12 protein-coding genes are annotated in these 13895 nt (G+C 71.8%); 8 read left to right on the top strand and 4 right to left on the bottom strand.

The features are described from left to right. Positions 1-80 precede the first annotated feature (80 nt). The 4 genes from recF to dnaA all read right to left on the bottom strand — a co-directional run bounded on the left by recF (position 81) and on the right by dnaA (position 5906). Positions 81-1214: a DNA replication/repair protein RecF gene (gene recF, locus DKT69_RS01640; protein WP_109799838.1), complete on the bottom strand. Its 1134-nt coding sequence runs from the start codon at positions 1212-1214 to the stop codon at positions 81-83. Positions 1215-1230: 16 nt separating this feature from the next. Beyond that, a complete protein-coding gene (gnd, locus tag DKT69_RS01635) occupies positions 1231-2103 on the bottom strand; it encodes a phosphogluconate dehydrogenase (NAD(+)-dependent, decarboxylating) (protein ID WP_109799837.1) in 873 nt (290 codons plus the stop codon). A gap of 40 nt (positions 2104-2143) precedes the next feature. After that, the gene (gene dnaN / locus DKT69_RS01630) at positions 2144-3277 is read right to left on the bottom strand and encodes a DNA polymerase III subunit beta (RefSeq protein ID WP_109799836.1); all 1134 of its coding nucleotides are present in this window, start codon (positions 3275-3277) and stop codon (positions 2144-2146) included. A 784-nt stretch (positions 3278-4061) separates the two neighbouring features. Next, a complete protein-coding gene (gene dnaA / locus DKT69_RS01625; protein WP_109799840.1) occupies positions 4062-5906 on the bottom strand; it encodes a chromosomal replication initiator protein DnaA in 1845 nt (614 codons plus the stop codon). A 637-nt stretch (positions 5907-6543) separates the two neighbouring features. Between dnaA and rpmH the strand changes: the two genes are divergently transcribed. The 8 genes from rpmH (at position 6544) to DKT69_RS01585 (ending at position 13169) form a co-directional block, all read left to right on the top strand. Next, positions 6544-6681, top strand: a complete 138-nt coding sequence (gene rpmH / locus DKT69_RS01620; RefSeq protein ID WP_109799835.1) for a 50S ribosomal protein L34 — start codon at positions 6544-6546, stop codon at positions 6679-6681. 29 nt (positions 6682-6710) lie between these two features. Beyond that, positions 6711-7121, top strand: a complete 411-nt coding sequence (gene rnpA, locus DKT69_RS01615; RefSeq protein WP_109799834.1) for a ribonuclease P protein component — start codon at positions 6711-6713, stop codon at positions 7119-7121. Beyond that, positions 7118-7405, top strand: coding sequence for a membrane protein insertion efficiency factor YidD (yidD, locus tag DKT69_RS01610; RefSeq protein WP_109799833.1), 288 nt, complete (start codon positions 7118-7120; stop codon positions 7403-7405). The genes rnpA and yidD overlap by 4 nt, the downstream gene beginning before the upstream one ends. Before the next feature lie 3 nt (positions 7406-7408). Beyond that, positions 7409-8386 carry a membrane protein insertase YidC gene (gene yidC / locus DKT69_RS01605; protein WP_109799832.1) on the top strand — a complete coding sequence of 326 codons (978 nt, stop codon included), beginning with the start codon at positions 7409-7411 and terminating at the stop codon, positions 8384-8386. A 212-nt stretch (positions 8387-8598) separates the two neighbouring features. After that, complete coding sequence (locus tag DKT69_RS01600; RefSeq protein WP_109799831.1) at positions 8599-9183, top strand: Jag family protein; 585 nt, start codon at positions 8599-8601, stop codon at positions 9181-9183. 550 nt (positions 9184-9733) lie between these two features. Continuing rightward, entirely contained in the window at positions 9734-10450 is a 717-nt protein-coding gene (gene rsmG / locus DKT69_RS01595; protein WP_201749441.1) for a 16S rRNA (guanine(527)-N(7))-methyltransferase RsmG, read from the top strand. 250 nt (positions 10451-10700) lie between these two features. Beyond that, complete coding sequence (locus tag DKT69_RS40935) at positions 10701-12119, top strand: AAA family ATPase (protein ID WP_109799830.1); 1419 nt, start codon at positions 10701-10703, stop codon at positions 12117-12119. A 27-nt stretch (positions 12120-12146) separates the two neighbouring features. Beyond that, positions 12147-13169: a ParB/RepB/Spo0J family partition protein gene (locus tag DKT69_RS01585; protein WP_109799829.1), complete on the top strand. Its 1023-nt coding sequence runs from the start codon at positions 12147-12149 to the stop codon at positions 13167-13169. Positions 13170-13895 lie beyond the last annotated feature (726 nt).

Genomic DNA, 13895 nt, shown 5'->3' with positions numbered 1-13895 from the left:
GCGCGGCACGGTCGTCCGCGCCGCTTCCGGGCGTACGGCCTCCGCGCGCCGGCCCGAGCCGGGCCGGTGGAAGCTGCGGCTCATCCGACACGGCGTACCGTCCCTTCGCCCACCTCGTAGCGGGTGCCGCGCAGGGCCGCCGGCACGTCGTCGTCCACCGCACAGGTCACCAGGAGCTGACTCGCCCCGCCCACCAGCTCGGCCAGCCGCTCCCGGCGGCCAGCGTCCAGCTCGGCGAAGACGTCGTCGAGGACCAGCACCGGCTCGATGCCGTCCGCGCGCAGCAGGTCGTACCCGGCCAGCCGCAGGGCCAAGGCGTACGACCACGACTCGCCGTGGCTGGCGTACCCCTTGGCGGGCAGCGGGCCCAGGGTGAGCACCAGATCGTCCCGGTGCGGCCCGACCAGCGTGGTGCCGCGTTCGATCTCCGCCGACCGCGACTCGGCCAGCGCGGCGGTCAGCGCCGCGGCCAGCGCGGCCCGGTCCACGGTCGGGTCGGGCAGCTCCAACGACGGCCGGTACGCGATCCCGGCCGCCCCCCTGCCCGCCGCCACCGCGTCGTACGCCTTGGTCACGTGCGGGGCGAGCGCGGCGACCAGCTCCAGCCGGCCGGCGAGCAGCTCCGCGCCGTGCTGCGCCAGGTGGGTGTCCCACACCGCGAGGGTGGACAGGTCCCCGCCCCGCGACCCGCCCGTCTTGCGGGCCAGGTACGCCGTCCGGAGTAGGGCGTTGCGCTGCTTGACCACCCGCTCGTAGTCGGCGCGCACCCCGGCGTACCGGGGCTGCCGGGTGACCAGCAGGTCGTCGAGATAGCGGCGGCGCTCGGCCGGGTCGCCCCGGACGAGTTCCAGGTCCTCCGGGGCGAAGAGCACCAGCCGCAGCGCGCCGAGCACGTCCCGGGCGCGGCGGGCGGGGGACCGGCCGAGCCGGGCCCGGTTGGCCTTGCCGGGGACGATCTCCAGCTCGACCAGGAGCTCCCGCCCGTCGTGCACCACCGCGCAGCGGATCACCGCCGAGGAGGCGCCCATCCGGACCAGCGGAGCGTCCGTGGCGACCCGGTGCGAGTCCAGGGTCGCCACGTAGCCCAACGCCTCGACCAGGTTGGTCTTGCCGACGCCGTTGGCGCCGATCAGCACGTTCGGGCCCGGCTCCAAATCGACGCCGACCCGCTCGTACGAGCGGAAGTCGACCAGTTCGAGCCGGCGGACGTACACAGGCTGTGGATACCGGTCAGCGCTTGCGGACGGCGTGGCCGCCGAACTGCTGGCGCAGCGCGGCGACCGCCTTCATCGCGGGCGAGTCCTCCTGACGGGAGGCGAACCGGGCGAAGAGCGAGGCGGTGATGACGTTCAGCGGCACGGCGAGCCGGACCGCCTCGTCGACCGTCCACCGGCCCTCGCCGGTGTCCTCGGTGTAGCCGCTCAGCTCGGCCAGCTCCGGGTCCTCGTCCAGCGCGCGGTCGAGCAGGTCGAGCAGCCAGGACCGGACCACCGTGCCCTCACGCCAGGACTTGAAGACGCCCGGCACGTTGGTCACCAGCTCGGAGGCGGCGAGCAGCTCGTAGCCCTCGGCGTAGGCGTGCATCAGGCCGTACTCGATGCCGTTGTGCACCATCTTGGCGTAGTGCCCGGCGCCCACCGGCCCAGCGTGCACGAACCCGAACTCGCCCGCGGGCTTGAGCGCCTCGAAGATCGGCATCAGCCGCTCGACGTGCTCCTGGGCGCCGCCAACCATCAGGGCGTACCCGTTCTGCCGGCCCCAGACGCCGCCGGAGACCCCGGCGTCGAGGTAGCCGATGCCGCGCTCGTTCAGCCGCTCGGCGCGCGGACCGTCGTCGCTGAACCGCGAGTTGCCGCCGTCGATGATGATGTCGCCCGCGCCGAGCACGCCCGCCAGCTCGTCGATGGTGGCGTCGGTGACCCCCGCCGGGACCATCACCCAGACCGCCCGCGGCGACTCCAGCTTCTCGGCCAGCTCCGTCATGCTCGCGACGTCGCTCAGCTCCGCGTTGCGGTCGAAGCCGACCACCTCGTGACCGGCGGCGCGCAACCGCTCGCGCATGTTGCCGCCCATCCGGCCGAGTCCTACCAGGCCGAGCTGCATCTGCTCCTACCTCCGTGCGTCTGGATCTGCTGGGGCGCGATCAGCGGGACACGCGGATCGGCATGATGAGGTATCGGTACCCCGGGATGACCTCGCCATCCTCGCCGGCGGGGGAAATCACCGCGGGCTTGAAGGCGTCGACGAACGAGAGCAGGGCGTACTGGGCACCCAGGTTGGTCAGGCCGTCGATCAGGTACTGCGGGTTGAAGCCGATGGTCAGCGCGTCGCCGGTGAAGGTCGCCTCCATCGCCTCGCTGGCCCGCGCCTCCTCGGTGCCACCGGCCTCGACCACCAGCCCGTCCGCGCTGAAGCTCAGCAGCACCGGGGTGGTCCGCTCGGCGACCAGGGCGACCCGCTTGACCACCTCGATCAGCGTGCTCACCGGAACCCGCGCCTCGGCGTTGTGGCTGGCCGGGAAGAGCGAGCGCACCGGCGGGTAGTTGGCGCCGTCGAGCAGCCGGCTGGTGGTCCGGCGGGTGCCGCCGGAGAAACCGATCATGCCCTCGCCGGCGCCGCCCTGGGACAACGCCATGGTGACCTGGCCGCCGAGCGGGCCGAGCGCCCTCGCGGTGTCGTTCAGGGTCCGGGCCGGCACCAGGGCGTTGATGCTCACCTCGGGGTCGTCCGGGTTCCACTCCATCTCGCGCAGCGCGAGGCGGTAGCGGTCCGTGGCGAGCATGGCGAGCGTGCCGCCGGAGAGCTCGATGCGTACGCCGGTCATCATCGGCAGCGTCTCGTCGCGGCCGGCGGCGACGGCGACCTGGGCGACGGCGGCCGCGAACGCGGCGGCGTCGACCGTGCCGGTGCTCTCCGGCATCTCCGGCAGCGCGGGGTAGTCCTCCACCGGCATGGTCGGCAGGGTGAAGCGGGCACTGCCGCAGACCAGCTCCAGGTGGGCGCCGACCGCGGCGATGTCCACCGGCTTGGCGGGCAGCGCCTTGGTGATCTCGGCGAGCAGGCGGCCGGAGACGAGGGCGGCGCCGTCGGCGTCCCCCTGCACCTCGACGGTGACCTGGCTGGAGACCTCGTAGTCGAAGCCGGAAACCTGGAGGTTGCCGTCGGTGACCCGCAGCATCACCCCGGCCAGCACCGGTACGGAAGGTCGGTTGGGCAGGCTCTTGGCGGTCCACGCGACCGCCTCGGCGAGCGCATCGCGCTCCACTCGGAACTTCATCAATGCCTCCGCGTCGACGTCAGCGACAACTCTCTCATGCCGACCGCTGCCCACCGTCCCGCCCGACCGTGCGGGTACCCATCGCACCTTAGGGCGCGTGGGCATCGGCTGTGCGCCCGACCCCGTGGATCCAGGTGCCCGGGTGACTGCCGGCGGCAGTGCTCCGGCCCGATCCACAGGAAGTCCAACGGTGATGATTGGTTTTTGTTGTTTTAGAAGAGATAACTCATCGTCTTCATCGCACCTGTGCAAACTGTGGAGAACCGACGTCCGCCCAGGTCAGACAGGTTATCCACCGGTGGTTTGGCTGTGGAGAACCGGGGGTGCAACCGGTGTTCCGGTCCACAGGCGCCGTCGGCCCCCAGGTTTTCCACGGTTGTCCACCGGTTGTCCACCGGTAATCCACGGGGTTTCTCCCCAACGCTGTGGACGGGCCGGACGACGTTGATCGACGTCGTCCCCAGAACCTTCAACAGGCCGCCCACAGGTCGACCGTCGTCGGTGGACAACTCCGCCGTCGTCCCCAGGCGTCCACAGCCTCGTCCCCAGGGGTTGTCCACAGTCTGTGGGTAACCGGCTCCGGACGGAGCGTGGTTTTCCACCGTCTGTGGAACAGGGGATGTGGACAACCGGGCGGTCCTGTGGACGAACATGACAGCGATCCTGGGCCCTGAAGCCGGTGCAGGGTCAACCCCGGACGGCCAGGGACGCGAAAAACGCCGGGCCGAGGCTCGGCCGGGCGTTCCTGGTGCCGTCTCCGGCGGGCGCCGGGGTGGCGTACGACTCAGGTGTTCTGCTTGATCCGGTTGGTCAGCTCGGCGATCTGGTTGTAGAGCGACCGCCGCTCCGCCATCTGCTGGCGGATCTTCCGGTCGGCGTGCATCACCGTGGTGTGGTCCCGGCCGCCGAAGGCCTGCCCGATCCGGGGCAGCGACAGCTCGGTCAACTCCCGACACAGGTACATGGCCACCTGCCGGGCGTTCACCAGCACGCGCGAGCGGGACTGGCCGCGCAGGTCCTCCAAGCTCACCCCGAAGTAGTCCGCGGTGGAGGCCATGATCTGGTCGGCGTTTATCTCCGGTCCGGCACCGTCCGGCATGAAGTCCCGCAGCACCTCCTCGGCCAGCGACAGCTCGACGTTCGACCGGGTGAGGCTGGCGAACGCGGTGACCCGGATCAGTGCGCCCTCGAGTTCCCGGATCGAGTTCGACACCCGGGAGGCGATGAACTCCAGCACGTCCGGTGGGGCGTACATCCGTTCCTGCGCCGCCTTCTTCTGCAGGATCGCGATCCGGGTCTCCAGGTCCGGCGGCTGGATGTCGGCCAACAGCCCCCACTCGAACCGGGTCCGCATCCGGTCCTCCAGGGTGGCGAGCTGGCGCGGCGACCGGTCGGAGGTGATCACGATCTGCTTGTTGGCATTGTGCAGGGTGTTGAAGGTGTGGAAGAACTCCTCCTGCGTCCGCTCCCGGTTCTCCAGGAACTGGATGTCGTCGATCAGCAGGATGTCGACGTCGCGGTAGCGGCGCTGGAACGCGCTGGTCTTGTCGTCCCGGAGCGAGTTGATGAAGTCGTTGGTGAACTCCTCGGTCGAGACGTACCGGACCGAGCGGGCGTTGCCGAGCGTGGTGGCGTAGTGCCCGATGGCGTGCAGCAGGTGGGTCTTGCCCAACCCGGAGTGGCCGTAGATGAAGAGCGGGTTGTACGCCTTCGCCGGTGACTCGGCCACCGCGACGCTCGCCGCGTGGGCGAACCGGTTCGACGAGCCGATGACGAACGTCTCAAACATGTACTTCGGGTTGAGCCGGTTGCCGCTCTCCGCACCGGGCAACCGGCGGTCGTCCCGGCCGCCCGGTCGACGATCGACTCCACCGCGACCCGGGCCGCTGTCCGTACCGCCGTCCCGGGGCAGGCCGCGCAGCGGCTGCGGGTCGGCGTTCTCCCGGTACCGGGGCTCGTACCCACGGCTGTCGGCGGCCGGCGACTCGACCCGGGCGGCTCGTTCGTCGAAGCCCCGGCGCTCAGGGGCGGGCCCGGCGGCGCGCATCGGCTCCGCGAAGGCGGTGCCGAACAGCGTGTCCTGGCCGTCCCGGCTGGCCGGGATGAGCTGCTGCCGGCCGCCGTCGGCGGTGCGCTGCCGGGGCGCCGGCTCCTCGGTCGGCGGCTCGGGGCGCTCATCCGGGTAGCCGGGCTCGTTCGACCGGGACGGGTAGCCGGGCCGGGACGGGTAGTCGAGCCCGGGGAAGGCGGGGGCGTCCGGGACCGGGCCGGTCGGGCCGAAGCCGGCGAGCAGGTCCTGGGGGGCGTCCAGGTCGGCCTGTTCGGGACCGCTCCGGTAGACGGTGCCCGCGGGCCGGCCGGCGGGGTCCTCGGCGACGCGCACGGTGACGGCGACCTGGATGGACCGGCCGAGCCGGCGGCTGAGTGCCTCGGTGATGGCCGGGCGGAGCCGCGACTCGATCACGTCCCGGGTGAACGCGTCCGGGACGGAGAGCAGGGCGGTGTCCTCGACGATCGCCCGCAGCCGGGTAAGGCGCAGGTACGCCCGTTGCTGCGCGGAGATGATCTCGTCGGCGAGCTCTTCGGTCGCCGCCGCCCACACCGCGGCGAGGTCGGTCGCTCCGGTCACCGTCGTGCCACCCCCTCGCCTCTGCTCCCGGCCGCCGCTGCTGTCCAGCGACCGTTCCGGGCCCGCCACCGCGTTCGCGCGGGTGTGCGTCACACCCACCCGGACGGCTGACCGGTCGTCATCCACAAGTTATCCACAGCCTGTGTGTCGACCGATTGTGGCCGCCCACCGGACGCGGGTCGGACCTGCCCCCTGACTCACGGGAGGCGCTGAAGCGGGTTCACCGTGCCGAACGATTCACTACCTTGTCCGGTCTTGCCTGTCAGCGACAACCCGGACCCCCGACGCTGACCGCAATCGGGCACGCTAACAGCGCGGGCCCTGCGTCATCAACCGCCGACCCGGTGGCACCCTTGTCAACATCAGTGAAAACCGCCCCTTCGGTCGTGCTCCCGGTCCGACGGCGGGCGCGGATGTGATGTTTGACGGTCATTGCCCCCCTGCGTAGGCTGGAGCGGCTGCTCTCTCGCCCTCTGCTAGGGTGATGGGTGCTTGCTGTCCGCGGTCGCTTCCCCGCATCGCCGAGGTCCCGCGTCACCGGGCAGCACCGATCGGGGGCCACCGCCGAGGTGGCCTGGACCACCACACGACCCCGGGCGATCCCCCGCCTGGGGCGTACGAAAACGGAGAGCCTGACGTGAGCAAGCGCACCTACCAGCCGAACAACCGCCGGCGCGCGAAGACCCACGGCTTCCGGCTGCGCATGCGCACCCGGGCCGGCCGCGCCATCATCTCGACCCGTCGCGCCAAGGGCCGCACCGTCCTGTCGGCCTGACGCCGACCGGTCCGGGGACGTGGGCAGTCGTGCTGGCCGCCGCGCAGCGACTGCGGCGCAGTAGCGACTTCGCCGCAGCGGTCCGGGGTGGCCGACGCGCCGGCCGCGGCGCTGTCGTGGTGCACCTGACCCTTCCCCCGACCATCGGACCCACCGCGACAACCTCGCCGGAGCCGGCGCGGAACAGTGCGGAGACCTCCGCACCGAGCCGCGCCGGCTTCGTCGTGTCCAAGGCCGTGGGCAACGCGGTGGTCCGGAACAGGGTCCGCCGTCGGCTCCGGCACCTGGTCCGCGAGCGGCTCGACCAGCTCCCCACCGGGAGCACCCTGGTGGTACGGGCCCAGCCCGCGGCCGCCGAGGCGTCGTACGCCCGGCTCGGGGCCGACCTGGACGGCGCCATCGCCGCGGCGCGGGCCCCTCGGGGTCGGCGGTCCCGATGAGCGGCGGAAACGCCGCCCCGCGGCCCGTGACAACCGGTGGCCGAGTGCTGCTGGTGCCCATCGTCGCGTACCGTCGTTGGATAAGCCCGGCGCTGCCGGCCCGCTGTCGGTTCTACCCGTCCTGCAGTGCCTACGCCGTGGAGGCGATCTCCCGGCACGGTGCGCTCCGGGGAGCCTGGCTGACGGTCCGACGGCTGTCGCGCTGCCACCCCTTTCACCCAGGTGGCCATGACCCGGTGCCGGAGCCGGGCGGTCACCGCCGTGCCGATGTGACTGGAGCCTGAGAATTGAGTCTCGACTGGATCTACTACGCGATCTCGTGGATCCTGCTGACCTGGCACTCGGCCTGGGACGCCATCGGGGTGTCGATCGAGGCGGTGCTCGGGACCAACTGGTCCTGGATCCTCGCCATCATCTTCCTGGTGGTGACGGTCCGGGTGATCCTCTTCCCGGTCTTCGTCAAGCAGATCAAGTCGCAGCGGGCGATGCAGGCGCTCCAGCCGAAGGTCAAGGAGCTCCAGGAGAAGCACAAGGGTGACCGGGAGACGCTCCAGAAGGAGATGATGGAGCTCTACCGGAAGGAAAAGGCCAACCCGCTGATGGGCTGCCTTCCGATGTTCCTCCAGATCCCGGTCTTCCTCGGCCTGTTCCACACGCTGAAGCGGCTGAACCCGGCCAACCAGGGCAAGACCCTCTACGGCTGGACCGTCGACCAGTTCAACAGCGCCTCCAGCGCCAAGCTCTTCACCGCCCCGATCTCCGGTCGGTTCGGCTCCACCGCCGACGAGCTGGCCGGGCTCGGCGCGAGCGGCAACACCACGAAGGTCATCGCCGGCGTCCTGGTGCTCATCATGATCGCCACCACGTACCTCACCAGCCGGCAGATGATCCTCAAGACCGGCTGGGCGGAGGACCCGCAGCAGCGGATGGTGCAGCGCCTGATGCTCTACGGCATCCCGGTGTCGCTGCTGGTCTCCGGTTCGATCTTCCCGATCGGTGTGATCATCTACTGGGTCACCAACAACCTGTTCACCCTCGGGCAGCAGCAGTGGGTGCTCCGCAAGTTCCCGCCGCTGGTTCCGCCGAAGACCGGCACCGCGGCCCGCAACGGCGCCCAGCCGGCGAAGACCGGCGGCCTGCTCGGTCGCAAGGTCGCCCCAGCGCCGGCGAAGCCGCAGGTGACCACCCCCAAGGTGGCCGGCCCGAAGCCCGGCGCCAAGCCAGTCAACCCGAAGAAGACCCGCCCGGCCAAGCGGCAGGGCTGAGCCTCGGGCCGCCGTCGGGACACCGGCGGCGGCCCCTTCCGGTCCCGTGCAGCCACCGTACGGTCGGCGCCGGGCCGGAACCGCCGCGAGCAGCGCGGCCACGGGCGAAACTGCCCGTACAGACGTGCCCGTGGGCACCGGCGAGACCTCCCGCCGGCCCCGGGAGAGCAGCGGACCCGACGGTCCGGCCGAGCGAGTACGGAGATGAGACCGTGACCGACACCAGCATCCCCAGTGCCGAGCAGTCCCTGGACGAGGAGACCGCGCCGGCCGCCGTCGCCGAGGAGTCCGAGGAGACCGAGGCCGGGGCGGCCCGGGAGAAGAAGGCGCCGGCCGAGAGCGACCTGTTCCGGCAGAGCGAGATCGCGGCGGACTACGTCGAGGGCCTGCTCGACATCCTCGACTACGACGGCGACATCGATGAGCTGGTCTCCGGCGGCCGTCCGGTCGTCGAGGTGGTCGGTGCCAGCCTGCAGAACCTGGTCGGCCAGCGCGGCGCCACCCTGGAGGCCCTTCAGGAGCTGGCCCGGCTGGCGGTGTTCCGGCAGACCGGCACGCCGAGCCGGCTGCTGCTCGACGTCGGCGGCTACCGGGCCAACCGGCGCAAGGAGCTCGCCGCCGTCGCCAAGAACGCGGTCGAGAAGGTCAAGGAGTACGGCGAGCCGGTGCGGCTCGAGCCGATGTCCGCGTTCGAGCGCAAGTGCGTGCACGACGTGGTGAACGCGATGAGCGGCGTGGAGAGCGAGTCCGAGGGCGTCGAGCCGAACCGGCGCATCATCGTCCGGCCGGCGGACTGACCGGGTGACCCACGACGAGACAACGGCGGGTGCCATGTCCGGCCCGGGCGGTACGCCGTCCGGGCCGTCGCCTGTCCGGCCCGACCCGGCCGCCGAACCCGGCACGCCCGCCCCGCTCTTCTCCGACCGCACCACCGACGCCGCGACTCCACCCCCGGCCGGGCCGGCCGCGCCGGCCGACGCGCCGTTCTCGGGTACGCCGTCGGGCCCTGCGGAGGAGCCGGCCCCGGCCGCGCCGGCGGGCTCGGTCGAGCCGGCCTTCTCCGGTACGCCGACCGCCGATCCCGCTTTCGCCGACGCGCCGACCGGGTCGGTCGATCCGGCCTTCGTCGGCGTTCCGACAGAGCCGACGGCCGTCGACGTTCCGACAGAGCCGACCGAACCGGCCGTCGCCGACGCGTCCGCCGACGCCGTCGATCCGGCGGTGGCCGACCGGATCGATCCGGACCACCCGGCCGAGGAGCCGGCAACCGGCGTCGCGACTGAGGCGGAGGGTCCTGCCGGTCCCGACGACCGTCCGTCCCCCGCCGAGGTCACGCTTCCGCCCGAGCTGGCGGAGGCGGCCCGCACCCTCTTCGGTGACCGGCTCGACCTCGCCGCCGCGTACGCCGAGTTGCTGGCGACGGACGGCGTGGTCCGCGGCCTGATCGGCCCCCGGGAGGCACCCCGGATCTGGGAGCGGCACCTGCTCAACTGCGCCGCCATGGCCGAACGGATCCCCGAGGGCGCGACCGTGCTCGACGTGGGCTCCGGTGCCGGGCTGCCCGGCCTGGTGCTGGCGATCGCCCGGCCCGACCTGACCGTCACGCTGATCGAGCCGCTCGCCCGGCGCACCTCCTTCCTCATCGAGGCGGTGCAGCACCTGGGCCTGACCCGGATGGTGCGGGTCTTCCGGGGACGGGCGGACGAGGCGGCCACCGGCTCGCGCGACGTCGCGCCGCTCAGCGGCGACATCGTCACCGCCCGCGCGGTGGCCCCGCTGGACCGGCTTGCCGCCTGGTGTCTGCCGCTTGTCGTGCCCGGCGGCCGGCTGGTCGCCCTGAAGGGCGCCTCCGCCGCCGAGGAGGTCGCCGAGCACGCCGAGACGGTGGCCCGGCTCGGTGGCGGGCAGCCGGAGGTGCACCGCTGCGGCGTGGGTGTGATCGAGCCGCCCGCGACGGTGATCGAGGTGGTCCGCGAGCGGGTCGTCGGTCCGGTTCGCAAGAAGGCCGCGGCGAAGCGGTCCCGGGGCGGCCGTCGGGGTGGCCGCGGCGGTCGGGATCGCTGATTTCACAACGGCTTCCGGGTGACCGTTCGGTCGTTGGAGACGGTGCGAGGTAGCTGACCGATCAGAACCCGACGTGGACCCGCTGCGCCCGTGCGCCGTAGGCTGGCCGCGCGTCGATAGTGTGGAACGGCGGTGCCGGATGGCACCGGACCCCGACCGTTCCCGCCGGGCCGTACGCCGCGCGAGGTGAGCGCGGGACGGCCGATTGACGGGGTGCGGACCGACCATCCGGAGCGGGCAGGGATGACAGGTGCATGACGACGGCAGGTACGACGACCGACGGGTGACCGGGCCAGGAGGGCGATCCTCTGCTGCCGACCCCGTTTCACGTGAAACCGACAAGCAGGGCTGGCCCGTGGGCGCGGAGTTCCGCGACCCGTCGCCTCGTCCGCCGGGGCGCGAACCGGTGGTCGGCCGGGACGCTCCGCCGCCCGGCGGGCCCCACCCGATCTCCGGGGTCCCGGCCAACCTTCCGCCGGTGGCGGGTGGGCCGCAGCCGACGTCGGGCGTACCGGCGAACCTGCCGCCGATGCGGAAAGTGCCGGAGCCGACGGACGGTCCGACGAACGCGCCGGGCTCGCGGTCGATCCCGGCGCGAGGGAACCCCGCCGCCTCCGCGCGGTTCGAGCCGTCGGCCGCCGTATCCGGGCCGTCGGTGCCCCAGCAGCTGGCGCCGAACGCGGTTCCGGACGCCGGTCCGGCGGCGGTCTCGGCCGACACGCCACCGGTCGCCGACTACGAAGCCGAAGCCGCCCACAGCACGTACGTTTCACGTGAAACCCCGACGCGCGAAGAGGATGACCCACCGTTGGCTATGGAGGCTATGCGCGCCGTGCAGATCCTGAATCCCAGTGGCGAGGTGACCATGCCTCGGCCGGAACGGACGCGGGTCATGTGCGTCGCGAACCAGAAGGGCGGCGTGGGTAAGACCACGACCACGGTGAACCTGGCGGTGGCTCTGGCCCTGCACGGCAACCGGGTGCTCGTGGTCGACCTGGACCCGCAGGGCAATGCCTCCACCGGGCTCAACGTCCCGCACCACACCGGCATCCCCGACGTCTACGACTGCCTCATCGACAGCGTGCCGCTGGAGGAGGTGGCCCAGGCCGTCGAGGGCATCCCGAACCTGTGGTGCGTGCCGGCCACCATCGACCTGGCGGGTGCCGAGATCGAGCTGGTGTCGGTGGTCGCCCGGGAGTCCCGACTGGCCCGGGCCATCGCCGCTTACCCCGGCCACTTCGACTACGTGTTCATCGACTGCCCGCCCTCGCTCGGTCTGCTGACCGTCAACGCGCTGGTGGCTGCGCAGGAGGTGCTGATCCCGATCCAGTGCGAGTACTACGCGTTGGAAGGCCTCAACCAGCTGATCAACAACATCAACCTAGTCCGCCAGCACCTCAACCCGAAGCTCGAGGTCTCCACCATCCTGCTCACCATGTACGACCGCCGTACCCGGCTGGCCGACGCCGTGGAGCAGGACGTCCGGAACCACTTCGGCGACAAGGTGCTCCAGGCCGTGATCCCCCGGAACGTGCGGGTCTCCGAGGCGCCGAGCTACGGGCAGTCCGTGATGACCTACGATCCCGGTTCGCGGGGCGCGACGAGCTACTTCGAAGCCGCCCAGGAGATTGCCGAACGTGGGGTCAAGGAGCCGGTGCGGAATGCGTAGTGCGTTGAAGTCGCTGGGAGGCGTCGCATGAAGAACCGTCCTCGTGGCGGTCTGGGCCGAGGACTCGGGGCGCTGATCCCGACCGCACCGGTGGAGCCGGCCGTCCCGGCGGCCGGTGAGGCGGAGGCAGCCGCCCCGGCCACGGCCGAAACTGTCGCGCCGACGCCCTCGGTGGCCGGGGCGCCCATCGCCCCCGCGGCGGAGTCCGGGCCGCAGTTGAGCCCGGTGCCGGGCGCCCGGTTCGCCGAGATCCCGGTCGACGCGATCGTGCCGAACCCGAAGCAGCCCCGGCAGGTCTTCGACGAGGAGGCGCTGGAGGAGCTTAAGACCTCGATCCAGGAGGTCGGGTTCCTTCAGCCGATCGTCGTACGCCAGCTCGACGGCGAGAAGTACGAGCTCGTCATGGGTGAGCGGCGGTGGCGGGCGGCCCAGGCGGTCGGCCGGGAGAGCATTCCGGCCATCGTCCGGGACACCAAGGACGACGCGATGCTCCGGGACGCGCTGCTGGAGAACATCCACCGCGCCAACCTCAACCCGCTGGAAGAGGCGGCCGCGTACCAGCAGTTGCTGGAGGAGTTCGGCGCCACCCACGAGGAGTTGGCCCGGCGCATCGGCCGTAGCCGGCCGCAGATCTCCAACACCATCCGCCTGATGAACCTCCCGGCTCAGGTGCAGCGGCGGGTCGCCGCCGGCGTGCTCTCCGCCGGCCACGCCCGGGCGCTGCTCAGCCTCGACGACGCCGAGGCCCAGGAACAGCTCGCGCTGCGGATCGTCGCCGAGGGGATCTCGGTACGGGCGACCGAGGAGCTGGTGGCCCTGGCGCTGGCCGACGGGCCGGCGAAGACCCCGGCCGCGAAGCGCCGACCCAAGCCGCACGCTCCGGCGCTGACCGACCTCGCCGACCGGCTGTCCGACCGTTTCGACACCCGGGTGAAGGTCGACATCGGCCGCAGCAAGGGGAAGATCACCATCGAGTTCGCCACGGTCGACGACCTGGAGCGGATCGTGGGCATCATCGGTGTCGGGCAGGAGGAGCAGCCGGAGGAGTGAGCCTCGCCCCGGCCTCGGCCGCATTGTCCTGACACCGGACCGTGCGGCCGATCTGTTCGACAGGGCAGTCCCCGGGCGCTTCCGACCGCTACAGGGCTCCCCAGCGGTCCGACTCGCCGGTCTGCTGACCGGGGCCCTGAATCCACTCCTCGTGGCCGTAGCGGGCCACTCAGGGCCCTTTTGTTGAGGCTGGCGCGGCTCTCCTAGATCTCCGCGCCGATGATGCTGGCGTCCAGGCTAAGCCGGGACTGAGTTCGAGCCCTGACCCAGGTCCGCCCGCCCGCGAGTCGACCAGCGCTGATCGCCGTTTCACGTGAAACAGTCGCCACCGGCACCGCCAAGGCCACCGGCACCGCCACCGCCGCGGCCACGGGCACCGGCACCGGGCACCGCCACCGGCACCGGCACCGGGCACCGCCACCGCCACCGGGCGCCACCGGCACCGGGCACCGCCACCGCCAGCCGCACCACCACGACCACGACCACAGCCACAGCCGCAGCCGCAGCCGCAGCCGTCGCCGTCGCCATCACCGCCACCACCGCCGATTGGAGGTAGAGCCGTCGCCCCCGGCGCCGTTTCACGTGAAACGGCCTGGTCGCTAGATGATCGATTCCAAGGGGTGTGGGGTAGCGAGTAAGCGCAAGGGCATCCATGATCGGCGTTGCCTAGGCAACGAGACCATGGAGGCCACGTGCACGTCGATCTGGACACCCTCGCGACCGCAC

It is taken from the genome of Micromonospora sicca, assembly GCF_003172935.1.
Lineage (GTDB): Bacteria > Actinomycetota > Actinomycetes > Mycobacteriales > Micromonosporaceae > Micromonospora > Micromonospora sicca.
Note: the sequence above shows the minus strand (reverse complement) of the source record. Positions and strands in the feature narration are given on the sequence as shown.